This is a genomic window from Streptococcus sp. HMSC073A12 (genome assembly GCF_001812815.1).
Taxonomy (GTDB): Bacteria; Bacillota; Bacilli; order Lactobacillales; family Streptococcaceae; genus Streptococcus; species Streptococcus vaginalis.
The window spans coordinates 184,723-206,675 of sequence record NZ_KV810527.1; the positions used below are offsets into that span (position 1 = coordinate 184,723).

The 21,953-nt window shown below is 38.6% G+C and carries 21 protein-coding genes, 2 pseudogenes and 1 other annotated feature; of the genes and pseudogenes, 21 read left to right on the top strand and 2 right to left on the bottom strand.

Features of this window, described 5'->3' with window-relative positions:
* Positions 1 to 42: 42 nt before the first annotated feature.
* The 4 genes from HMPREF2876_RS01660 to trpB all read left to right on the top strand — a co-directional run bounded on the left by HMPREF2876_RS01660 (position 43) and on the right by trpB (position 3,821).
* Entirely contained in the window at positions 43 to 606 is a 564-nt protein-coding gene (locus HMPREF2876_RS01660; RefSeq protein WP_070584076.1) for a YutD family protein, read from the top strand.
* A 40-nt stretch (positions 607 to 646) separates the two neighbouring features.
* On the top strand, positions 647 to 1,729 hold the full coding sequence (gene rlmN / locus HMPREF2876_RS01665; RefSeq protein WP_070241560.1) for a dual-specificity RNA methyltransferase RlmN: 1,083 nt from the start codon (positions 647 to 649) through the stop codon (positions 1,727 to 1,729).
* A complete protein-coding gene (locus HMPREF2876_RS01670; protein WP_024052078.1) occupies positions 1,722 to 2,252 on the top strand; it encodes a VanZ family protein in 531 nt (176 codons plus the stop codon). The genes rlmN and HMPREF2876_RS01670 overlap by 8 nt, the downstream gene beginning before the upstream one ends.
* 73 nt (positions 2,253 to 2,325) lie before the next feature.
* Positions 2,326 to 2,560: a binding site (T-box leader), on the top strand.
* A 52-nt stretch (positions 2,561 to 2,612) separates the two neighbouring features.
* A complete protein-coding gene (gene trpB, locus HMPREF2876_RS01675) occupies positions 2,613 to 3,821 on the top strand; it encodes a tryptophan synthase subunit beta (RefSeq protein ID WP_070584031.1) in 1,209 nt (402 codons plus the stop codon).
* 160 nt (positions 3,822 to 3,981) lie between these two features.
* Here trpB and HMPREF2876_RS01680 read toward each other — a convergent pair whose 3' ends face one another.
* Positions 3,982 to 4,641, bottom strand: coding sequence for a prepilin peptidase (locus HMPREF2876_RS01680; protein WP_024052075.1), 660 nt, complete (start codon positions 4,639 to 4,641; stop codon positions 3,982 to 3,984).
* 153 nt (positions 4,642 to 4,794) lie between these two features.
* On the opposite strand from HMPREF2876_RS01680, the gene HMPREF2876_RS01685 reads away from it, so the two are divergent.
* From HMPREF2876_RS01685 to HMPREF2876_RS01695, 3 genes are all read left to right on the top strand, one after another.
* Complete coding sequence (locus HMPREF2876_RS01685; protein WP_003032411.1) at positions 4,795 to 5,322, top strand: Dps family protein; 528 nt, start codon at positions 4,795 to 4,797, stop codon at positions 5,320 to 5,322.
* Between the two features lie 273 nt (positions 5,323 to 5,595).
* Positions 5,596 to 5,820, top strand: a complete 225-nt coding sequence (locus HMPREF2876_RS01690; RefSeq protein WP_003025724.1) for a YqgQ family protein — start codon at positions 5,596 to 5,598, stop codon at positions 5,818 to 5,820.
* Complete coding sequence (locus HMPREF2876_RS01695; RefSeq protein WP_024052074.1) at positions 5,814 to 6,194, top strand: rhodanese-like domain-containing protein; 381 nt, start codon at positions 5,814 to 5,816, stop codon at positions 6,192 to 6,194. The genes HMPREF2876_RS01690 and HMPREF2876_RS01695 overlap by 7 nt, the downstream gene beginning before the upstream one ends.
* A gap of 20 nt (positions 6,195 to 6,214) precedes the next feature.
* On the opposite strand, the gene HMPREF2876_RS01700 is transcribed toward HMPREF2876_RS01695, so the two are convergent.
* Positions 6,215 to 6,940 carry a 16S rRNA pseudouridine(516) synthase gene (locus HMPREF2876_RS01700; protein WP_024052073.1) on the bottom strand — a complete coding sequence of 242 codons (726 nt, stop codon included), beginning with the start codon at positions 6,938 to 6,940 and terminating at the stop codon, positions 6,215 to 6,217.
* 177 nt (positions 6,941 to 7,117) lie between these two features.
* On the opposite strand from HMPREF2876_RS01700, the gene typA reads away from it, so the two are divergent.
* The 14 genes and pseudogenes from typA to ileS all read left to right on the top strand — a co-directional run bounded on the left by typA (position 7,118) and on the right by ileS (position 21,804).
* Positions 7,118 to 8,959 carry a translational GTPase TypA gene (gene typA / locus HMPREF2876_RS01705; protein ID WP_003025716.1) on the top strand — a complete coding sequence of 614 codons (1,842 nt, stop codon included), beginning with the start codon at positions 7,118 to 7,120 and terminating at the stop codon, positions 8,957 to 8,959.
* 64 nt (positions 8,960 to 9,023) lie between these two features.
* A complete protein-coding gene (locus HMPREF2876_RS01710; protein ID WP_024052072.1) occupies positions 9,024 to 9,308 on the top strand; it encodes a DUF3165 family protein in 285 nt (94 codons plus the stop codon).
* Positions 9,309 to 9,381: 73 nt separating this feature from the next.
* Complete coding sequence (murD, locus tag HMPREF2876_RS01715) at positions 9,382 to 10,734, top strand: UDP-N-acetylmuramoyl-L-alanine--D-glutamate ligase (RefSeq protein WP_070241563.1); 1,353 nt, start codon at positions 9,382 to 9,384, stop codon at positions 10,732 to 10,734.
* Between the two features lies 1 nt (position 10,735).
* Positions 10,736 to 11,806, top strand: a complete 1,071-nt coding sequence (locus HMPREF2876_RS01720) for a UDP-N-acetylglucosamine--N-acetylmuramyl-(pentapeptide) pyrophosphoryl-undecaprenol N-acetylglucosamine transferase (protein ID WP_070241564.1) — start codon at positions 10,736 to 10,738, stop codon at positions 11,804 to 11,806.
* On the top strand, positions 11,803 to 12,864 hold the full coding sequence (locus tag HMPREF2876_RS01725) for a cell division protein FtsQ/DivIB (protein ID WP_024052069.1): 1,062 nt from the start codon (positions 11,803 to 11,805) through the stop codon (positions 12,862 to 12,864). The genes HMPREF2876_RS01720 and HMPREF2876_RS01725 overlap by 4 nt, the downstream gene beginning before the upstream one ends.
* Positions 12,865 to 12,986: 122 nt before the next feature.
* Positions 12,987 to 14,372: a cell division protein FtsA gene (gene ftsA, locus HMPREF2876_RS01730; RefSeq protein WP_024052068.1), complete on the top strand. Its 1,386-nt coding sequence runs from the start codon at positions 12,987 to 12,989 to the stop codon at positions 14,370 to 14,372.
* An 18-nt stretch (positions 14,373 to 14,390) separates the two neighbouring features.
* Complete coding sequence (ftsZ, locus tag HMPREF2876_RS01735) at positions 14,391 to 15,665, top strand: cell division protein FtsZ (protein WP_024052067.1); 1,275 nt, start codon at positions 14,391 to 14,393, stop codon at positions 15,663 to 15,665.
* A 1-nt stretch (position 15,666) separates the two neighbouring features.
* Positions 15,667 to 16,338, top strand: a complete 672-nt coding sequence (locus tag HMPREF2876_RS01740) for a YggS family pyridoxal phosphate-dependent enzyme (RefSeq protein WP_003033946.1) — start codon at positions 15,667 to 15,669, stop codon at positions 16,336 to 16,338.
* 9 nt (positions 16,339 to 16,347) lie between these two features.
* Positions 16,348 to 16,438: pseudogene (locus HMPREF2876_RS11110) on the top strand (cell division protein SepF); the annotation flags it as partial.
* 86 nt (positions 16,439 to 16,524) lie between these two features.
* Positions 16,525 to 16,890 (top strand): annotated as a pseudogene (locus HMPREF2876_RS01745) (cell division protein SepF); the annotation flags it as partial.
* A gap of 4 nt (positions 16,891 to 16,894) precedes the next feature.
* Positions 16,895 to 17,158 carry a YggT family protein gene (locus tag HMPREF2876_RS01750; RefSeq protein WP_003033872.1) on the top strand — a complete coding sequence of 88 codons (264 nt, stop codon included), beginning with the start codon at positions 16,895 to 16,897 and terminating at the stop codon, positions 17,156 to 17,158.
* Between the two features lie 4 nt (positions 17,159 to 17,162).
* On the top strand, positions 17,163 to 17,954 hold the full coding sequence (locus HMPREF2876_RS01755; protein ID WP_070241565.1) for a YlmH family RNA-binding protein: 792 nt from the start codon (positions 17,163 to 17,165) through the stop codon (positions 17,952 to 17,954).
* A 9-nt stretch (positions 17,955 to 17,963) separates the two neighbouring features.
* Positions 17,964 to 18,749, top strand: coding sequence for a DivIVA domain-containing protein (locus HMPREF2876_RS01760; protein ID WP_024052065.1), 786 nt, complete (start codon positions 17,964 to 17,966; stop codon positions 18,747 to 18,749).
* Positions 18,750 to 19,011: 262 nt separating this feature from the next.
* Positions 19,012 to 21,804 (top strand): isoleucine--tRNA ligase, encoded by a 2,793-nt coding sequence (ileS, locus tag HMPREF2876_RS01765; RefSeq protein WP_024052064.1) that lies wholly within the window; start codon positions 19,012 to 19,014, stop codon positions 21,802 to 21,804.
* Positions 21,805 to 21,953 lie beyond the last annotated feature (149 nt).

Genomic DNA, 21,953 nt, shown 5'->3' on the forward strand with positions numbered 1-21,953 from the left:
TAAAATAAGTTTATACAAGAAATAAGGTGATAAAGGATGACTATGCGAAAAGAAATTGCACCTGAATTATACAATTACAATAAATTTCCTGGACCGGAGTTTCGGCAAATAGGAACCAAAATCTTGACTGAGACAATTGAATTTGACTTGGTAGAGACTTTCAAGGAAGGTTTTGATATAACGGCTTTTAATCAGCGCTTTTCAGAAATTTTAACAAAATTTGATTATATTGTTGGCGACTGGGGAAATGAGCAGTTGCGTTTGCGTGGATTTTATAAAGATGACAAGGCAAATGAAAGTGAAGAAAAAATCAGCCGTTTAGAAGAATATTTACTAGAATACTGCAATTATGGCTGTGCTTATTTTGTCTTGGAAAATTTACAGCCGCGTTGCGCATCGTTTGATAAAAAATCACATCACAAGAAAGAAAGTGAGAACAAGCCACGTCGTTCTAAACAAGCTCGCTCCTATAAAGAAGAACGACCCAGGCGAGAAAATCGCCAGCTCAGTAAGCGACAAAATCAAAAGCAAAGATCAAGAAAGCAAAGTTCAACGAAGCAACAACAAACAAGCAGCCAGCGCCACTTTGTCATTCGTCAAAAATAGTGTATGGAATGGGGTTTTGTAACGAAATGAAGGAGAAAAAATGAAACCATCGATTTATAGCTTGACCCGTCAGGATTTGATAGATTGGGTAGAAAGTCAAGGAGAAAAGAAATTTCGAGCCAGCCAGATTTGGGAGTGGCTTTATCGCAAACGGGTTCAGTCTTTTGCAGAAATGACAAACATTTCAAAGGGGTTATTAGCAAAATTAGAAGATGAATTTGTTGTCAATCCACTGAAGCAACGAATTGTGCAGGAATCGGCTGATGGAACAGTCAAATATCTCTTTGAATTGCCAGACGGTATGTTGATTGAAACAGTTCTCATGCGTCAGCACTATGGTCTGTCGGTCTGTGTAACTACTCAGGTTGGCTGCAATATTGGCTGTACTTTTTGTGCCAGCGGGCTGATTAAAAAGCAGCGTGACTTGAATAATGGGGAAATTATGTCTCAGATTATGCTGGTGCAAAAATATTTTGATGAGCGTGGACAAGGTGAGCGCGTCAGCCATATTGTTGTTATGGGGATTGGCGAGCCTTTTGATAACTATGACAATGTTCTCAAGTTTGTGCGAACTGTCAATGATGACAAGGGGCTGGCTATCGGAGCTCGTCACATTACGGTTTCCACTTCCGGTCTAGCACATAAAATTCGTGATTTTGCAAACGAAGGGGTGCAGGTTAATTTAGCTGTTTCTCTTCATGCACCCAATAATGAATTGCGTTCTAGCATTATGAAAATCAATCGTGCTTTTCCAATTGAGAAGTTATTTGCGGCAATTGAATATTATATTGAAACGACCAACCGCCGAGTGACCTTTGAATATATTATGTTAAATGAAGTCAATGACGGAGTAGAGCAGGCATTGGAATTGGCTGAATTGCTCAAAAACATCAAAAAGCTATCGTATGTCAATTTGATTCCTTACAATCCGGTTAGCGAACATGATCAATACAGTCGCAGTCCCAAAGAACATGTAATGGCTTTCTACGATACTCTGAAAAAGAATGGTATTAACTGTGTTGTTCGTCAGGAGCATGGGACAGATATTGATGCAGCCTGTGGTCAATTGCGCTCAAACACCATGAAGCAAGACAAGGAGAAAGCTCTTACCAAGCATGCTTAAATTGAACAATCTATTGAAAACAGATGGTGAATTAACCGTTAAGGGACGTACTTTTCTTACTTGGGGAAGCATTTTCTACATTTTATTATTATGTCTGATGTGTTTTCTCCCTCAAGTGCCAGAAAAGGGAATGGAAACACCGGGAATTCAGCAGTTTGGTCGTATTGTAGTGCTTCTCATTCCTTTTAATTCTTTTATCAATCTTGGGCAAATTACGTCCTTCTTTCAATTGGTCAAAGTTTTTGTACAAAATCTAATGAATATATTTCTGCTGAGCCCACTGATTTTTCAGCTTCTCTGGTTGTTTCCGAACTTGCGAAATACCAAACGTGTACTCTCTGTCAGCTTTGCGATAAGCCTTTTCATTGAATGTACACAGATTTTGTTAGATATTTTAATTGATGCCAATCGTGTTTTTGAAATAGATGATTTATGGACAAATACATTAGGCGGATATCTGGCTTTTCTGTTGTATAAGACTTGTGTCAGCCATTGGAAAGATAAGTTTCTGACTTCTAAGTAAAAATAAGGGTTATTGTTCGGATTTAGGATGCTTTTTCACTATTTTATTGACAGAATGGTAGAAAAACTCTATAATAATGCTCAAACATCAGAAAAGTAGTAAATTGATACTTCCAGAGAGCTTGTGCTAGGTGTAAACAAGTAGTAGATATTTATGAAATGGGCTGATGTAAATGATATGAATTTTAAACGATAAAAATTCGGTGAGCACACCTTATAGTGCAACTTGTTGATAGACAAGATAGAGATATGCGGATAAGGTCTACTTTTCCCATAATTGAGGTGGTACCGCGCTCATACGCCCTCACACAGTTTTTGTGTGGGGGCATTTTGTTGTTTAAATTCAAGAATACTAAAGATTGTGAGGAGGCATCATGGTAGAAATAAAGGATATTTTGGTCAATTTGGTGGTAGCTTTGTACTGGAACTGATTCAAGTTTTATTAGACGAGCTAGAGGGGACATTTGAAAAGTATAAGAAAGATCCAGAATTCCTAGCAGAATATCATCGTTATTTAGCAGATTATGCAGGTCGAGAGACACCGCTTTATTTTGCAGAAAGTTTGACGGACTATTTAGGATGTGCAAAAATCTATCTCAAACGAGAAGACTTGAATCATCTAGGTTCTCATAAATTAAACAATGTTTTAGGGCAAATTCTCCTAGCAAAACGAATGGGTAAGAGTAGAGTTATCGTAGAGACTGGAGCTGGTCAACATGGAGTAGCAACAGCTGCAGCGGCTGCTAAGTTTGGCATGAAATGCGATGTGTATATGGGAGCAGAAGATGTGGAACGCCAGCGATTGAATGTTTTCCGAATGGAAATGATGGGAGCAACTGTCCATGCGGTCGAAACAGGGACTAAAACATTAAAGGATGCGGTGGATGCTGCTTTTGCTGCTTGGATGACAGATTTAGATGCTTTTTATGTCCTGGGTTCGGCTGTTGGTCCTCATCCTTATCCAACGATTGTGCATGAGTTTCAAAAGGTTATTAGTCAGGAATCCCGCCGTCAAATTCTAGATAAGGAAGGTCGTCTACCAGATTATATTATTGCCTGTGTCGGCGGAGGTTCTAATGCAATTGGAGCATTTTCTGAATACGTGGCAGATAAAGAAGTCAATTTAGTTGGTGTTGAAGCAGCTGGTCATGGCTTGGATACAGACAAGCATGCGGCTACAATGACTAAAGGGTCCATTGGAGTTATTGATGGCATGAAAACGTATGCTGTATTTTCAGAAGACGGTCAGGTGGCTCCTGTTTATTCTATTTCCGCTGGATTGGACTATCCGGGAGTTGGTCCTGAACATGCCTTTTTTAAAGATTTAGGTCGAGTTGAATATGTGGCTGCGACAGATGATGAAGCAGTAGATGCACTGTTATTGTTGACGCGAAAAGAAGGGATCCTTCCTGCCATTGAAAGTTCCCACGATATTGCAGAAGCAGTTAAACGCGCGCCTCGATTGAGTAAGGACAAGATTATCATTGTCAATGTATCTGGGCGTGGTGATAAAGATGTAGCCGCTATTGCTGATTATTTAGAAAAAAGAAACATGAAAAATCAAGAGTGAAATAGACGACCATGATTGCTGGTACATTATTCCCCAAAAATTATGAAATCTGGGAAAATTATGTCTAAAAACTAAAATTTGAAAATTGTAATCATCGCTCTCTTATTTCGAGAATCCGGATACATCCATCCTAGCCTCATGATAGGATGTCATTCTAATTTTATTGAAGTAACAACTCATACATAAGTAGAACAATCACTCCAATCAAAAGACAGGGAACGAAAGCTATCCTGTCTTTTCTCTTTTTTAAGCAAAAGAGACATAAGCCCACTAAGCTGGCAATTTGAATCAGCCAAAGAATCTCTGTCAACTTGAAAACAGTTGAACAAGAAGCTAGAAAAAGAAAGTCTCCTGCGCCAATTCGTAAGTCAAAGAAAAAAGCTACTATTCCAAGGGCTAAAAAACTAATCATTAGAAGATTAAAACCTACCAAAAATAGGAGAAGAAGATGAAAGAACAACCAAATGAGGATAGGATATTCCTGTTCTCTTTGATCATAAAGAGCTAGTGTAATTCCCATTATGAGCAAGACAAGTTGGCTGATAGTTAAGTAGCTTAAGGAAGTTGCGAGAAAGAGTAAACTACCTACCAACTCTAATATCAAGTAGCGAATGGGAATTTTTGACTGACAAAACCGACAGCGCAGTCGATTGATAAGCTGTGAAAGGACAGGGACTAAATCACGAGGTGCTAATTTCTGCCCACAAGCATTACAATGACTGGAAGGAACGATAATGGACTGTTCAGGAAAGCGATCAACAACCAGCCCTAAAAAAGAAGCCACAATGCTTCCAACCAAGAAAAAATAAAAATGAATCATACTTTTTTATTCGCAAATAATTCTAAAAAATTGCAACTTTTCTAATAAAAGAAATTTCTGAGTTCAATCATTTGACTTTCTTATTTAGAAACATTATAATTAAATCATAATCAAAAAGATTATAATCATTCTAAATAAAAGCGAGGTAGGATAATGGTTAATCTAAAAAATGAAGCAGCAAAAGATGTTGCAACTTTCTCAAGTGTTGAGTCTTTCAGTAAGTCTCTTCCCAAAACAAAAGCAGTTTTAAACCAAGTGGTAGCGGATTTATACACCGCTCACATTGCTCTTCACCAAGTACATTGGTACATGCGTGGAGCTGGTTTTATGGTTTGGCATCCTAAGATGGATGAGTACATGGAAACCTTGGATACGACTTTGGATGAAGTAAGTGAACGTTTGATTACTTTAGGTGGAACGCCGTATTCAACTTTGAGTGAATTTATCCAACACAGCAATATTGAAGAAAAAGAAGGAAAATTCAGTAAGAATGTTGCAGAAAGTTTGGAACGTGTCATCGAAATCTTCCGTTACTTGGTAGGCCTCTACCAAGAAGCTCTGGATGTAACAGATGAAGAAGGGGATGATGTGACCAACGATATTTTTGTCGGTGCAAAAGCAGAACTTGAAAAGAATATCTGGATGTTAACAGCAGAAATCGGTCAAACTCCGGGTTTGTAAGTAAATTTTTGAGAGTAGAAAATAAATTTTTAAAATCTTTTAGAATTTAAGATAAGTTTAAGGAGGTGGCGTTATACTAACATCATCAGATGAAGACCTCCTAACTTTATTTGATAAAAATCCTAAACTTTTCTTTTTCATAATAATCTCCCTATAAGAGTCGCCCAATCAGCGGCTTTTTTGTTGTTTTTGAGCACTTGAAGAATGTTTTACTTACAAAATGAGTTCTTTTCAACCTTGAAATACTCCTAAAATTCTGGTAAAATAAGCCTCATGAAAACACTTTATGATGTGCAGCAATACCTCAAAAGTTTTGGCATTATTATCTATATGGGTAAGCGCTTGTATGATATTGAAATGATGAAAATTGAGTTAGAGAGGATTTATGATGCGGGCTTGATAGAAAGAATGGACTATCTAGAAGCTGAGCGGGTCTTGCGAAAGGAACATCAGTTGGAGTTACAATATTTGAAGAAGAATGAGGAGAAAACATGTTAAACTGGATTTTATTGGCAATTATTGTTGGAACGTTAGGCTGGATGGGCTTTAACTATATTCGTGTTCGTCGTGCGGCTAAGGTAGTAGACAATGCAGAATTTGGTGATATGATTCGTCAAGGTCAGTTAATTGATTTACGAGATCCAGCCGATTTTCGTCGTAAACATATTTTAGGGGCACGAAATATTCCGTCACAGCAATTAAAAACAAGCTTAGGAGCGATTCGTAAGGACAAGACTGTTTTACTATATGAAAATAGTCGTGGACAACGTGTGATGAATGCAGCTATTCTATTAAAAAAACAAGGTTATCAAAATATTTACATCCTCTCTACAGGACTAGATGGATGGAAAGGAAAAATCAAAAGTGAGTAATCCAAGCGGGTTGCTCACTTTTAATAGCTTTTTTCTAGATAGTGCCTCACTATTTCGAGTTCTGCTTGGTTCAATACTCGGTATTCTCCTGTGGCTAAGTTTGGGTTTAATTCAAAATCTCCGAAATGCGTTCGTTTAAGAGAAGTAACTTTGACACCAACAGTTAAAAACATCTTTTTGATTTGGTGAAATTTTCCTTCAGAAATAGTGACAGTTGCACTGCTTTTGTTTGAGCTAGAAGAATGAATTGTAAGAGTAGCTGGTTTACAACTTGTTCCGTCAAGAAAAACGATGCCCTTTTGAAAGGATTGCACTGCTTGGTCGTCTAGGGGACCATTAACTTCAACCTCATATGTTTTTGTGACGTGATATTGAGGATGAAGCAATTGAAAACCGAGCGGACCGTTGTCAGTGATTAACAGCAGTCCAGAAGTATCTCGATCTAGTCGCCCGACAGAATATAACTTATCATTGAAATCTTCTGGTTTGATGAGATCTAGAACCGTTTGGGATTTGGCATCGGAGTTAGCTGTCACGACACCAAGGGGTTTATTCATCATAAAATACTGATGAGGCTTGCCCAGAACAGGTTGTTCTTCTAGCGTAATCGTCTGCAGACCTGTATCAACATTTTGACTGAGTTTTCGAGCAGGACAGTCATCTACCAAGATTTTCTTTTTTAGGAGAGCTTGCTTCATTTTTTTACGACTAATGTGAGCTTGAGCTAGTAGAACATCTAAACGCATACAGTTTCCTTTGTTTTTTTCTTATCATATCATAATTTTGCAATAAAGAATGTAAATAAATTTGTCGGGCATTGATTTTCTAATGAAAACATTTACACCCGGTTTAACCGTGTTTTTTACTGTAATCTGTGGTATAATTGTTCAGTTAGAAATAAAACTTAAGATTTAGAGGATAAAATGACAAAATTAAGAGAAGATATTCGCAATATCGCTATTATCGCTCACGTTGACCACGGGAAAACAACGCTGGTGGACGAATTATTGAAGCAATCACATACATTGGACGAACGCAAAGAGTTGCAAGAACGCGCAATGGACTCTAACGATCTTGAAAAAGAACGCGGAATTACCATTCTTGCTAAGAATACAGCTGTTGCTTACAACGGTGTTCGTATCAATATCATGGACACTCCAGGACACGCGGACTTCGGTGGAGAAGTTGAGCGGATTATGAAAATGGTGGACGGGGTTGTTTTGGTTGTTGATGCTTATGAAGGAACCATGCCACAAACTCGTTTTGTATTAAAAAAAGCTCTTGAGCAAGATTTAGTGCCGATTGTTGTGGTCAATAAAATTGACAAACCATCTGCACGCCCTGCAGAAGTGGTGGATGAAGTCTTGGAACTTTTCATTGAGCTGGGTGCAGATGATGACCAATTGGATTTCCCTGTCGTGTATGCTTCTGCTATCAACGGAACGTCTTCTATGTCAGACGATCCTGCTGACCAAGAGCACACTATGGCACCGCTTTTTGATACTATTATTGATCATATTCCAGCACCAGTGGATAATTCAGACGAGCCACTTCAATTCCAAGTTTCTCTTTTGGACTACAATGACTTTGTAGGTCGTATTGGGATTGGCCGTGTTTTCCGCGGGACTGTAAAAGTTGGAGACCAAGTGACACTTTCTAAACTAGACGGCACAACGAAAAACTTCCGTGTCACCAAGCTATTTGGTTTCTTTGGACTAGAACGTCGTGAAATCGACGAAGCCAAAGCAGGTGATTTGATTGCCGTGTCTGGTATGGAAGATATCTTTGTTGGAGAAACGATTACTCCGACAGATGCAGTAGAACCATTGCCGATTCTTCACATTGACGAACCAACGCTGCAAATGACTTTCTTGGTGAACAATTCACCATTTGCTGGTCGTGAAGGGAAATGGGTAACATCTCGTAAGGTTGAGGAACGCCTGCAAGCGGAATTGCAAACGGACGTCTCACTTCGTGTGGATCCGACTGATTCACCAGATAAATGGATTGTGTCAGGTCGTGGAGAATTGCACTTATCAATCTTAATTGAAACCATGCGCCGTGAAGGCTATGAGTTACAAGTATCGCGCCCAGAAGTTATCGTCAAAGAAATTGACGGTGTGCAATGTGAGCCATTTGAACGTGTGCAAATTGACACCCCAGAAGAATACCAAGGTTCGGTTATCCAAAGTCTTTCTGAGCGCAAGGGTGAAATGTTAGACATGGTGGCTACCGGAAACGGACAAACACGTTTGATTTTCCTTGTGCCTGCGCGTGGCTTGATTGGATACTCAACTGAATTCCTTTCTATGACGCGTGGTTACGGGATTATGAACCATACCTTTGACCAATATCTACCATTGATTCCAGGTGAGATTGGCGGACGCCGTCGCGGAGCTCTTGTTTCGATTGATACAGGAAAAGCAACGACTTATTCAATCATGTCTATTGAGGAACGTGGAACCATTTTTGTTAATCCAGGTACAGAAGTTTACGAAGGAATGATTATTGGTGAAAATTCACGTGAAAACGACTTGACGGTCAATATTACAAAAGCCAAACAAATGACTAATGTACGTTCTGCAACGAAAGATCAAACGGCGGTTATAAAAACACCTCGTATTTTGACATTGGAAGAATCACTCGAATTTTTGAATGATGACGAATACATGGAAGTGACACCAGAATCGATCCGTTTGCGGAAACAAATTCTTGATAAAAATCAACGTGCCAAAGCTGCTAAAAAGAAAAAATCAGCTGAATAATGAAAGGACGATTTGCTTCGTTGCTAATATATTAAAGAAGTAAATAGGCTAGAAAGGAGCAGAAATGTTTTATTTAATCTTTGGAATTCTCATTCTATTATTTTACATTTTTGCTACTCCGCAAAGCATTAAAGGGACTTTAAATGTAGTAGTTTTAGTGATTGCTCTAGTCGCTTTTATCATTTTATTAGGATTGGCAGTATTTCAGATTTTTCAATTACCGTCTGAATTTTTCGTAGGAATTGCAATGATTGGCGTAGCTTATTTTTCTCTACGTGATATTTCAAAATTGTCACAAAAAGATAGAAAAGTATCGTTTCGCTCAAAACTTCGTAACAGACAAGAATAAAAAGCCGTAAAGGCTTTTTTATTTTCTGAAAAAAAGGTAAAATAGATACAGAAGAATTAAAAAGAGGCATGTTATGAAGCACATTACAAATTTTGCAAATAAGAAAGTTTTAGTTTTAGGCTTGGCCAAGTCTGGTGAATCCGCTGCTCGTTTACTAGATAAGTTGGGAGCGATTGTCACAGTGAATGACGGAAAGCCATTTGAGGAAAATCCTGCTGCACAGTCTCTTCTTGAAGAAGGCATCAAAGTAGTAACAGGTGGTCATCCTTTGGAACTCTTGGATGAAGAATTTGAACTAATGGTCAAAAATCCTGGTATTCGTTACGACAACCCTATGGTCAAGAAAGCATTGGAAAAGGAAATCCCAGTCATCACTGAAGTTGAGTTGGCTTATTTGATTTCAGATGCTCCAATTATTGGGATTACGGGCTCTAATGGAAAAACAACAACGACAACAATGATTGCGGAAGTCTTGACTGCAGGTGGTCAAAGTGGTCTACTTTCTGGAAATATTGGTTTTCCAGCCAGTCAAGTTGCAACAACTGCAACCAAAAATGATACTCTAGTCATGGAGTTGTCTTCTTTCCAACTCATGGGTATTGAAACCTTTCACCCAGAGATTGTAGTGATTACCAACTTGATGCCAACTCATATTGATTATCATGGCTCTTTTGAAAATTATGTGGCGGCTAAATGGAACATTCAAAAAAATATGAGCAAATCTGACTTCCTCGTATTGAATTTCAACCAAACATTAGCGAAAGAGCTGGCTGCAAAGACGCAAGCAACCGTTGTACCATTTTCAACGACAGAAAAGGTAGACGGCGCTTACTTAGAGGGAAACATGTTGACCTTCCGTGGAGAGCCTGTTATGGCAGCAGATGAGCTTGGCGTTCCGGGCAGTCATAATGTTGAAAATGCCCTCGCAACTATTGCAGTTGCGAAACTGCGTGGCATTGAAAATCAAGTCATCAAAGAAACTTTGGCAGGTTTTGGCGGTGTTAAACATCGTCTCCAATATGTCGGTGAAATCAACCATGTTAAATTTTATAACGATAGCAAATCCACAAATATTCTTGCAACGCAAAAGGCTTTATCTGGTTTTGACAATAGTAAGGTCATCTTGATTGCTGGTGGGCTGGACCGTGGCAATGAATTTGACGAATTGGTGCCAGATATTCAAGGATTGAAGAAAATGGTTATTCTTGGAGAATCTGCAGCACGTGTCAAGAGAGCAGCGGATAAAGCAGGTGTTAGCTATATGGATGCTGCTGATGTGAAAGATGCGACGCAAAAAGCTTTTGCTGAAGCACAAGCAGGTGACATTGTTCTTCTCAGTCCTGCAAATGCTAGCTGGGATATGTATCCAAATTTTGAAGTTCGTGGCGATGAATTTATTGCAACATTTGAAGAATTAAAGGGTTAAGATGAAAAAGATTATATTTACAGGTGGAGGGACGGTTGGTCATGTGACTCTAAACCTTTTGCTCATTCCAAAATTCCTAGAAGCAGGATGGCAAGTCCACTATATTGGTGATAAGCATGGGATTGAATACCAAGAAATCCAGAAGTCGGGGTTGGACATCGCTTTTCATTCTATAGCGACGGGGAAATTACGACGTTACTTTTCTTGGCAAAATATGTTAGATGTATTCAAAGTGGCTTGGGGCATTTTGCAATCTTTAGGAATTATGCTAAAGGTTCGTCCGCAAGCTCTCTTTTCTAAAGGTGGTTTTGTATCAGTTCCTCCTGTCATTGCAGCTCGCTTAGCTGGGATTCCAGTTTATGTACATGAATCAGACCTCTCTATTGGTCTAGCAAATAAAATTGCTTACAAATGTGCGATAAAAATGTATTCTACTTTTGAACAAGCCCATGCGTTGACAAAAATTGAGCATGTGGGAGCTGTGACAAAAGTAGGAGAAAAAACAACTGCTCCAAATGAGCAGATTCAAGCGATTCGGCAGCGTTTTGATGAAAACTTTCCGACACTTCTGTTTGTTGGTGGATCAGCGGGAGCAAAGGTTTTTAATGATTTTGTAACGGCAAATAAAGCAGAGCTAACTCAGCATTACAATATTATCAATTTATCAGGCGATGCTCATTTAGATGAATTATCAAATCATCTGTACCGAATTGCCTATGTGACTGATCTCTATCAACCGTTGATGGATTTGGCGGATGTCGTTGTTACACGTGGCGGATCTAATACTATTTTTGAATTGTTGGCTATGGCAAAACTCCATGTAATTGTTCCTTTGGGACGCGAAGCAAGTCGCGGTGATCAGATTGAAAATGCAGATTATTTTGTAAAAAAAGGTTATGCTAAAAAATTAGACGAGTCTCAATTGAATTTGGAAAATCTTCAAAAAATGATAACAGAGTTGCTTGAACAGAAAGAATTTTATGAAGAAAACATGAAACAGTCCCACGAAATAAAATCGTTAGATGAATTTTATAACCTTTTAAAAAATGACATGAACAAAGGAAGAAAATGACAAAAAAGAAGCAAGAGGATCAGAAAGAGCAAGAAATAGAAAAACTTTCTGAGTGGCAAAAAAGAAACAAGGAATACCTTAAAAAAAAGGCTCAAGAAGAAGCTGAAAAAGTGAAAGAACTAGCAGAGCAAAAAAAGCAGCATTTGCCAAATTCTGAAAAAAAGAAAGTCGAAAAGAATGATGAAAGTGCAGAAGAAGTGACAGCGGATACTCAAGAGAACGAGTCAGAGGAGGCAGAAAAGCCTACCGAGACAGAAACTTCTGAGGAAGAACAAGATGAACCTCTTGATAAAGCAGCCTTGCGAAAAAAGAAGAAAGCAGAACGCAAACAAGCTAAGCGGGAAGCAAAAGAGACAAGAGAACAAATCGCTCCTCGCCATGTTTACCGTGCTTTACCAGTATTGATTCTAAGTTCTATTTTGTTAATTTTAGCTGTTTATTTTATAAGTCCCTATTCAAAATTAAAGAATATAGAGGTAACGGGTAATAAACAGCTTTCAAAAACAGAGGTGCTGGATGCTTCTAGTATTCAAAAAGAGGATTACACCTTGACGACATATTTAAGTCAAAAGGCACATGCTAGAAATATTAAATTGTCAAGTCTATGGGTGAAAAAAGCAGAGATAAGTTACCAATTTCCAATTACATTTAAAGTAAAAGTAACAGAATACACGGTTGTTGCTTATGATTATTCTGGGGAGCAGTATTTCCTAGTATTATCTAGTGGAGAAGAAATTGCTACTCCGGTTAAAAAATCCCAGTTGCCAAAAAGTTATATAACACTTGATTTTTCAGATAAAGCAATGCTTAAGAAATTTGTGCAACAATTATCAGGTATTTCTAATACAATCAAATCAGAAATTCAAACGGTTCAGCATACACCAAGTAAAGCGACTGAGGATTTGCTGACAATCACTATGACAGATGGAAATAAAATCTTAGTTCCTTTGTCAGAAGTAGCTAAAAAACTACCTTATTATGAAAAAATTAAACCACAATTGACGGAAACAAGTGTTGTGGATATGGAAGCAGGAATATTTAGTTATAGAAATAGCTAAAATAATGCAGAAAATCTACCCAATTTTTATTTTTTTATGTTATAATATGCTTTGAATAACTATAGCTTTTTGATAGTTAAATTGATAAGTGAGAAACTTGGTAGATAGAGAGGAATGGTCTAATGGCTAGAGATGGCTTTTTTACAGGATTAGATATAGGAACCAGCTCCATTAAGGTCTTGGTAGCAGAACATGTAAACAATGAATTAAACGTAATCGGAGTTAGTAATGCAAAAAGTGCTGGCGTAAAAGATGGTATTATTGTAGATATCGAAGCGGCAGCAAGTGCTATAAAATCAGCAATTTCACAAGCAGAAGAAAAAGCAGGAATTTCCATTAAGTTGGTGAACGTTGGTTTGCCTGCTAACCTGTTGCAGATTGAAGCAACACAAGGTATGATTCCTGTGACAAGTGAAACGAAAGAAATTACAGATGCAGATGTTGAAAATGTTGTACGATCTGCTTTGACAAAAAGTATGACTCCAGACCGGGAAGTTATTACCTTTATTCCAGAGGAATTCATCGTAGATGGTTTTCAAGGAATTCGTGATCCTCGCGGAATGATGGGAATTCGTTTAGAAATGCGTGGTCTTCTATATACAGGTCCACGTACTATTCTTCATAATTTGAGAAAAACGGTTGAGCGTGCAGGAGTTCAAGTTGAAAACATTATCATTTCTCCGCTCGCTATGACAAAATCCGTTCTGAATGAAGGAGAGCGTGAGTTTGGTGCAACTGTCATTGATATGGGGGGCGGCCAAACAACTGCAGCTTCTGTTCGCAATCAAGAATTACAATTTACCAATATCTATCAAGAAGGTGGCGAATATGTTACAAAAGACATCTCTAAGGTTTTAAAAACATCTAAGAAGTTGGCAGAGAGCTTGAAGTTTAACTATGGAGAAGCATACGTACCTGCCGCTAGCAATGAGTCTTTCCAAGTGGAAGTAATTGGTGAAGTGGAACCAGTTGAAGTGACAGAGCGTTATTTAGCAGAAATTATTTCAGCGCGTGTTAAACATATCTTTGAACAAATCAAGCAAGATTTAGAGAGAAGACATTTATTAGAGCTTCCAGGTGGTATTGTTATTATTGGAGGCGGTGCGATTTTGCCGGGCGTGGTTGAATTGGCACAAGAAGTTTTCGGTGTTCCCGTTAAATTATATGTTCCAAATCAAATCGGTATTCGTAATCCAGCGTTTGCCCATGTTATTAGTTTATCAGAGTATGCAGGAAACTTATCTGAAGTGGATGTTCTAGCACAAGCTGCTGTTCATGGTGATGAACTTTTACGGCATCAGCCAGTTGAATTCTCTCGTTCAACACAGCAAAGTCAGTCGTTCAATCCGTTGCAACGCTTTACTCAACCACAACAGCCAACTGCGTCTTTGGTTGATGAAGCAGTAGAAGAAGTTGAACGTCCAGAACCACTTCCAACACAATCTCAACAGCCAAAAGAAAAATTGACAGATCGTGTTCGAAATCTACTTGGCAATATGTTTGATTAAAGGAGAAGGTAATACATTATGACATTTTCATTTGATGCAGCTGCGGCACAGGGAGCAGTAATTAAAGTTATTGGTATCGGTGGTGGTGGTGGTAATGCCATTAACCGCATGATTGATGAAAGAGTATCAGGCGTTGAATTTATCGCTGCCAATACAGATGTGCAAGCTCTGAGTGGCTCAAAAGCAGAAACAGTTATTCAGCTTGGACCAAAGTTGACTCGCGGTCTAGGTGCTGGAGGACAGCCTGAAATCGGTCGTAAAGCGGCTGAAGAAAGCGAAGAAGTGTTGACGGAAGCTCTTACGGGAGCTGATATGGTGTTCATTACTGCTGGTATGGGCGGTGGCTCTGGTACAGGTGCTGCACCAGTTATTGCTCGTATTGCAAAAGGTCTTGGTGCCTTAACTGTTGCAGTTGTTACTCGTCCGTTTGGCTTTGAAGGAAGTAAGCGTGGTAACTTTGCTATTGAAGGAATCAATGAACTTCGTGAGCATGTAGACACACTTCTTATCATTTCAAACAATAATTTACTTGAAATTGTTGATAAGAAAACTCCTCTTCTTGAAGCATTGAGCGAAGCAGACAATGTCCTTCGTCAAGGTGTACAAGGAATTACGGACTTGATTACAAGCCCAGGACTTATTAACCTTGACTTTGCCGATGTAAAAACCGTTATGGCAAATAAAGGTGATGCTCTTATGGGAATCGGTATTGGTAGTGGCGAAGAACGTGTTATTGAAGCTGCACGTAAGGCTATCTATTCACCGCTTCTTGAAACAACGATTGATGGAGCTGAAGATGTCATTATCAACGTTACAGGTGGTCTTGATATGACCTTGATTGAAGCAGAAGAAGCATCAGAAATCGTCAATCAAGCAGCAGGTCATGGTGTTAATATTTGGTTGGGTACTTCTATTGACGATAGCATGAAAGATGAAATTCGTGTGACAGTTGTTGCAACGGGTGTTCGTCAAGAAAAAATTGATCGAGTAAGTGGTGTTCGTCCAGTTGCTCAACAAAATTCTTATGCAGCTGGAACTCGTGAAAATCGTAATTCTAGAGGAAGCCAAGGTTATGACCGTAACTTTGATTTGACTGAACATCTTGAAGTTCCAAAGCCAAGTCGTCAACGGACAGAAGCGCCACAGGCTTCAGCATTTGGTGATTGGGATTTGCGTCGTGAAAATATTGTTCGCTCAACAGATGCGAGTGCTGCACCAGCTATAGAGCGTTATGAAGACACTAGTTCTGATGACGATGAATTAGAAACACCACCTTTCTTTAAAAACCGTTAAAATGGATTTAGAAAAGAATACATATCAAGTTTTGGAAAATGTAGCGCAAGCTACTCAAAAAGCCAATCGCTCAAAAAATTCAGTAGAAGTAATAGCTGTCACCAAATATGTTGACAGCTCTACTGCTAAAGAGCTGGTTAAAGCAGGAATTCATCATATCGGTGAAAATCGAGTTGATAAATTTCTAGAGAAATATCAGGCTCTGAAAGATGAACGTGTAACTTGGCACTTAATTGGTACACTTCAAAGGCGGAAAGTGAAAGATGTCATCAATTATGTTGACTATTTCCATGCCTTAGATTCAGTAAAATTAGCTCAAGAAATCAACAAAAGAGCTGAACATATCATTAAATGCTTTTTACAAGTAAATATTTCCAAAGAAGCTAGTAAACATGGTTTTGCTATAGAGGAAATAGATACGATTTTACCTGAGCTAGAAAAACTTGAAAACATTCAGATTGTAGGTTTGATGACAATGGCACCGATTGAAGCAGATGAAGCGGAATTAAATGCCATTTTCCAACAAGCCTATAAATTACAGCAAAGATTACAACGTAAACAGTTACCTAATATGCCTTTTACTGATTTAAGTATGGGAATGAGCCGTGATTATGCAATAGCTATTGCAAATGGTTCGACTTTTGTCAGAATTGGTATTGCATTTTTTAAATAGGAAAGTATTATGTCTCTTAAAGATAGATTTGATAAATTCATTGATTACTTTACAGAAGATGGTGAAGACGCAAGCGTTCAAACGCCAGAGTTGCCACCACGTGTGAGTAATCAATCTACACCTACCAAAGAAAGACTAGTACATACAGCGAGTAGCTCTTCACAATCTTCTACAAAGTCGGGAGCAAATGAGAACATTACTCGTCTGCATGCACGTCAGCAAGAATTGGCACAACATCGGACAATTTCAGATGACAAAGTGACAATCAATGTTCGTTATCCAAGAAAATATGAAGAAACAACTGAAATTGTTGATTTGTTAATTGTTAATGAAAGCATTTTGATTGATTTTCAATATATGACAGAAGTGCAAGCTCGTCGTTGTTTGGATTATTTGGATGGTGCTCGTTATGTGCTTGCAGGAAATATAAAAAAAGTTGCAAGTACAATGTACCTTTTAACACCAATCAATGTTGTTGTAAATGTTGAGGATTTGAAATTACCTGAGGATTTACAAAGTGGCGAATTTGATTTTGATATGAAACGTAGATAAAAACATGGTTTGGATTGTAAATATACTTTATAATTTAGTGAGATTATATTCATTTATTTTAGTGGTGTATGCTCTTTTATCATGGTTTCCAGGTGCCTATCAAACGTCGTTTGGTCAGTTGATTCTGCGGATAGTAGAGCCTGTTTTAAAACCATTTCAACGTTTCAACCTACAATTTGCTGGGATTGATTGGACGGTTCTTGTCGTTATCTTTCTTCTGAATTTTGTTTCTGGCATCATTTTGAATGCCCTTTTGCTTTTAGCTTAAATTCATGAAGAATACCAAATATTTATACCAACATTTTGCTGAAGAAGATCGTGAATTTGTTGATAAAAGTTTAGAACAGATGCAGCGAGTTGAAGATTCTTATTCTTTTGAAGTGACTTCATTTGTAAATCCACATCAAGTTGAAGTTTTGCGAAATCTTGGGAATCGCTTACAATTGCAAATATTTTCAAGTTCGGATTATTATACGAGTGAATTTGCTAAAGTCATTATTGCTCCTCTCTACTATGAGTTGCAATTAAATGATTTTGAAATGGATCTGTTAGAAATCAGCTATGCGAATAAATTTCACCATTTCACCCATTCGCAAATAATGGGAACGTTATTGAATCAATTAGGGATTGAACGTAAAGTTTTTGGTGATATTCTTGTAGCTTCAGGTAGAGCACAAATTATGGTAGATAAGAAATTTACTCAATTTTTCATCGATCATATCTCAAGGATAGCAAAGATACCTGTAAAATTAAAGCAAGTAGATTTTTCACAACAAATTATCGCTCAAACTGATTCAAAACTAAGAGATGTGCTTGTCTCTAGTATGCGTTTGGATAAAGTGGTAGCTGCCTCATTTCATTTGTCACGAAGCATTGCCACTCGGCTGATAGCAACAAAGCAAGTTAAGGTAAACTATTCTACGCTGGATAATCCCAGTCATCATTTGTTATTAAATGACTTGATTAGTGTACGAGGATATGGGAGAGTAAAAGTTTTAAGAGAAAATGGCTTTTCAAAAAATGGAAAGTACAAATTAACTGTTGAATTATTGTCTAGTAAGTAAGGAGAAAATATGGCTATTACATCATTAGAAATTAAAGATAAAGCTTTTGCTCATAAATTTAGAGGATATGATGTTGACGAAGTAGATGAATTTCTTGATATCATTGTCCAAGATTACGAAGATTTAGTGCGTGTCAATCATGAACAAGAGTCAAAAATTAAAAATCTGGAAGAACGTTTGACCTATTTTGACGAGATGAAGGATTCCCTTAGCCAGTCTGTATTGATTGCACAAGATACAGCAGAACGTGTAAAACAAGCGGCAAATGACCGTTCTGAAAACATTGTTCATAAGGCTGAGCAAGAAGCCCAACATTTGTTGGATGAGGCAAAATACAAGGCTAATGAAATTCTTCGTCAAGCGACTGATAATGCTAAGAAAGTGGCTGTTGAAACAGAAGAGTTGAAAAATAAAACGCGTGTTTTCCACCAACGTTTAAAATCAACCATTGAAAGTCAATTAAGCATTGTGAATTCTTCAGAATGGGAAGATATTCTTCGCCCAACAGCTACTTACTTGCAGACTAGTGATGAAGCCTTTAAAGAAGTTGTTCAGTCTGCTTTGGGTGAAGTCGTAACGACTCCAGAAGAAGATGAAGTGGATGTGACGCGTCAGTTCTCTCCAGAGGAAATGGAAGAATTACAAAGACGCATTGAAGAAGCAAATCGTGAATTAGCCGAAACACAAGCGTTTGAAACATTAGATGAGTCTGTCTTAGGATTAAATCTGACAAATGCTGAGACTTCAACAGATAACTCAGAAGCTACTTCAATAGAATCTGTAGATATTTTATAAGAGAATGTAAAAACAAGATGCTAACAAAATATTCGCAGCGAGCAGGTGACGGTGAGAGACCTGTAATTCCTTTTGTTAGGATTATCATTTTGCAAACTTAAATCTGAAAACAGTAAGATTTAACGCTTAACTCACGTTACGAGTAAGAGGGATAGGAATCTTATTCTTGTCTAAATGAAGGTGGTACCACGAATTTTCGTCCTTTGGATGAATTTGTGGTTTTTTTATTTTAATTTGTTACTAATATGAAAAAGGAGAACTTATGAAATTAAAAGAAACTCTTAATCTTGGAAAAACAGCTTTTCCAATGCGTGCTGGTTTGCCGAATAAAGAACCTCTTTGGCAAAAAGAATGGGAAGATGCAAAATTGTATCAACGCCGTCAAGAATTGAATGAAGGAAAACCGCACTTCACACTTCACGATGGGCCTCCGTATGCTAATGGAAATATTCACGTTGGTCATGCCATGAATAAGATTTCAAAAGATATTATTGTGCGTTCAAAATCGATGTCTGGCTACTATGCACCTTACATTCCAGGTTGGGATACTCATGGCCTTCCAATTGAGCAAGTCCTAGCGAAGCAAGGTGTGAAACGCAAAGAAATAGATTTGGCAGAGTATTTAAAACTTTGTCGCGATTATGCACTGAGTCAAGTAGACAAGCAACGGGAAGATTTCAAACGCTTAGGTGTTTCTGGTGATTGGGAGCATCCGTATGTGACGTTGACTCCGGATTATGAAGCTGCTCAAATTCGCGTATTTGGAGAAATGGCGAAAAAAGGCTATATCTACCGCGGTGCGAAGCCGGTTTATTGGTCATGGTCATCTGAATCAGCTCTTGCAGAGGCAGAAATTGAGTATCATGATTTGGTTTCAACCTCTCTTTACTATGCAAATAAGGTAAAAGACGGCAAAAATGTGCTAGATACAGATACTTATATTGTAGTTTGGACGACAACACCATTTACTATTACGGCTTCTCGCGGTTTGACAGTAGGTGCTGACTTTGATTATGTTGTGGTAAAACCAGCTGGGGAAAGCCGTAAATTTGTTGTTGCTGCTGACTTGCTCAATAGCTTGTCTGAAAAATTTGGCTGGGAAGATGTGGAGGTCTTAGCAACTCATCGCGGTGCTGAACTGAACCATATCGTGACAGAGCACCCGTGGGATGAGGAAGTAGATGAATTGGTGATTCTTGGTGACCACGTTACACTAGATTCAGGTACAGGGATTGTCCATACAGCTCCTGGTTTTGGTGAGGACGACTACAATGTTGGAGTTGCAAATGGCTTAGAAGTAGCCGTTACAGTCAATGAACGTGGTATCATGATGGAAAATGCTGGCCCAGATTTTGCAGGGCAATTTTATGACAAGGTAGTTCCTACAGTAATTGAAAAGTTAGGTCAACTTCTCCTTGCGCAAGAAGAAATTTCTCACTCCTACCCATTTGACTGGCGGACGAAAAAGCCAATTATTTGGCGTGCGGTACCGCAATGGTTTGCTTCAGTTTCAAAATTCCGTCAGGAAATTCTTGATGAGATTGAAAAAGTGAAGTTCCACTCTGAATGGGGTAAAGTTCGTCTTTACAATATGATCCGTGACCGTGGAGATTGGGTCATTTCGCGTCAGCGGGCTTGGGGAGTGCCACTTCCAATCTTCTATGCGGAGGACGGCACACCGATTATGACAGAGCAAACAATTGAGCATGTGGCTGAGCTCTTTGCGGAACATGGCTCTATCATTTGGTGGCAACGAGAAGCGAAAGATTTGCTTCCAGAAGGATTTACTCATCCAGGATCACCAAATGGTACATTCACTAAAGAAACGGACATCATGGACGTGTGGTTTGATTCTGGTTCTTCTTGGAATGGTGTGGTGGTCAATCGTCCTGAATTGACTTATCCTGCTGACCTTTATCTTGAAGGGTCAGACCAGTATCGTGGTTGGTTCAACTCATCGCTTATCACATCGGTTGCCAACCATGGTGTAGCTCCTTATAAACAAATTCTTTCACAAGGGTTTGCTTTGGACGGTAAAGGCGAGAAAATGTCGAAGTCTCTCGGCAACACGATTGCTCCAAGTGATGTTGAAAAACAATTTGGTGCGGAAATCTTGCGGCTTTGGGTGACGAGTGTGGATTCTAGCAACGATGTGCGTATCTCTATGGATATTCTTGGTCAAGTGTCTGAAACCTACCGAAAAATCCGTAACACCTTGCGCTTCTTGATTGCGAATACCTCTGATTTTAATCCAAAAGAAGACGCTGTTGCTTATGATGACCTTCGCTCTGTTGATAAGTATATGACCGTTCGATTTAATCAACTTGTCAAGACGATTCGTGAGGCTTATGCCGACTTTGAATTTTTAGATATTTACAAAGCGATTGTAAACTTCGTGACAGTTGATTTATCAGCTTTTTATCTTGATTTTGCAAAAGATGTTGTCTATATTGAAGCAGCTAAATCATTGGAACGCCGTCAAATGCAGACCGTCTTTTATGATATTTTAGTAAAAATTACAAAATTGTTGACCCCAATTCTTCCACATACAGCAGAAGAAATCTGGTCTTACTTAGAACATGAGCCAGAAGAATTTGTTCAATTAGCGGAATTGCCAGATGCGTTGACTTTCCCTAATGAGGAAGAACTGTTAGATACTTGGACAGCCTTTATGAACTTCCGTAGTCAAGCGCAAAAAGCTTTGGAAGAAGCACGTAACAAAAAAGTGATTGGAAAATCCTTGGAAGCTCACTTGACTGTTTATCCAAATGAAGTCGTGAGAATGCTACTTGAAGCGGTTAATAGCGACGTTGCGCAACTTCTCATTGTCTCTAAATTAACAATCGCAGACGGGGAAGCTCCTGAAAGTGCTATTGCTTTCGAGGATGTAGCTTTTACAGTTGAGCATGCAGAAGGACAAGTTTGTGAACGTTGCCGTCGGGTAGATGAAACAGTCAAAGAACGTAGCTATCATGCAATTGTTTGTGACCACTGTGCAGAAATCGTTGAAGAACATTTTGCGCAAGCAGTTACAGAAGGATTTGAAACAAAATAATCAAAAGGGAGTGGGACAAAAATCGGTAATTTCAGAGAAATTTGATTCTGTCGTCCCACCCACTCAACCACTGCGGCTTGCAAGAAACTCATAAAAATCTGACGAGGTTAAGGACTTTCAGCCTCGTCATTTTTTAATTCCAAAGTTGC

Coding starts and splice junctions, on each gene's coding strand:
- HMPREF2876_RS01660 (WP_070584076.1), top strand. CDS start 43: ATGCGAAAAGAAATTGCACCTGAATTATACAATTACAATAAATTTCCT.
- rlmN (WP_070241560.1), top strand. CDS start 647: ATGAAACCATCGATTTATAGCTTGACCCGTCAGGATTTGATAGATTGG.
- HMPREF2876_RS01670 (WP_024052078.1), top strand. CDS start 1,722: ATGCTTAAATTGAACAATCTATTGAAAACAGATGGTGAATTAACCGTT.
- HMPREF2876_RS01680 (WP_024052075.1), bottom strand. CDS start 4,641: ATGATTCATTTTTATTTTTTCTTGGTTGGAAGCATTGTGGCTTCTTTT.
- HMPREF2876_RS01685 (WP_003032411.1), top strand. CDS start 4,795: ATGGTTAATCTAAAAAATGAAGCAGCAAAAGATGTTGCAACTTTCTCA.
- HMPREF2876_RS01690 (WP_003025724.1), top strand. CDS start 5,596: ATGAAAACACTTTATGATGTGCAGCAATACCTCAAAAGTTTTGGCATT.
- HMPREF2876_RS01695 (WP_024052074.1), top strand. CDS start 5,814: ATGTTAAACTGGATTTTATTGGCAATTATTGTTGGAACGTTAGGCTGG.
- HMPREF2876_RS01700 (WP_024052073.1), bottom strand. CDS start 6,940: ATGCGTTTAGATGTTCTACTAGCTCAAGCTCACATTAGTCGTAAAAAA.
- typA (WP_003025716.1), top strand. CDS start 7,118: ATGACAAAATTAAGAGAAGATATTCGCAATATCGCTATTATCGCTCAC.
- HMPREF2876_RS01710 (WP_024052072.1), top strand. CDS start 9,024: ATGTTTTATTTAATCTTTGGAATTCTCATTCTATTATTTTACATTTTT.
- murD (WP_070241563.1), top strand. CDS start 9,382: ATGAAGCACATTACAAATTTTGCAAATAAGAAAGTTTTAGTTTTAGGC.
- HMPREF2876_RS01720 (WP_070241564.1), top strand. CDS start 10,736: ATGAAAAAGATTATATTTACAGGTGGAGGGACGGTTGGTCATGTGACT.
- HMPREF2876_RS01725 (WP_024052069.1), top strand. CDS start 11,803: ATGACAAAAAAGAAGCAAGAGGATCAGAAAGAGCAAGAAATAGAAAAA.
- ftsA (WP_024052068.1), top strand. CDS start 12,987: ATGGCTAGAGATGGCTTTTTTACAGGATTAGATATAGGAACCAGCTCC.
- ftsZ (WP_024052067.1), top strand. CDS start 14,391: ATGACATTTTCATTTGATGCAGCTGCGGCACAGGGAGCAGTAATTAAA.
- HMPREF2876_RS01740 (WP_003033946.1), top strand. CDS start 15,667: ATGGATTTAGAAAAGAATACATATCAAGTTTTGGAAAATGTAGCGCAA.
- HMPREF2876_RS01750 (WP_003033872.1), top strand. CDS start 16,895: ATGGTTTGGATTGTAAATATACTTTATAATTTAGTGAGATTATATTCA.
- HMPREF2876_RS01755 (WP_070241565.1), top strand. CDS start 17,163: ATGAAGAATACCAAATATTTATACCAACATTTTGCTGAAGAAGATCGT.
- HMPREF2876_RS01760 (WP_024052065.1), top strand. CDS start 17,964: ATGGCTATTACATCATTAGAAATTAAAGATAAAGCTTTTGCTCATAAA.
- ileS (WP_024052064.1), top strand. CDS start 19,012: ATGAAATTAAAAGAAACTCTTAATCTTGGAAAAACAGCTTTTCCAATG.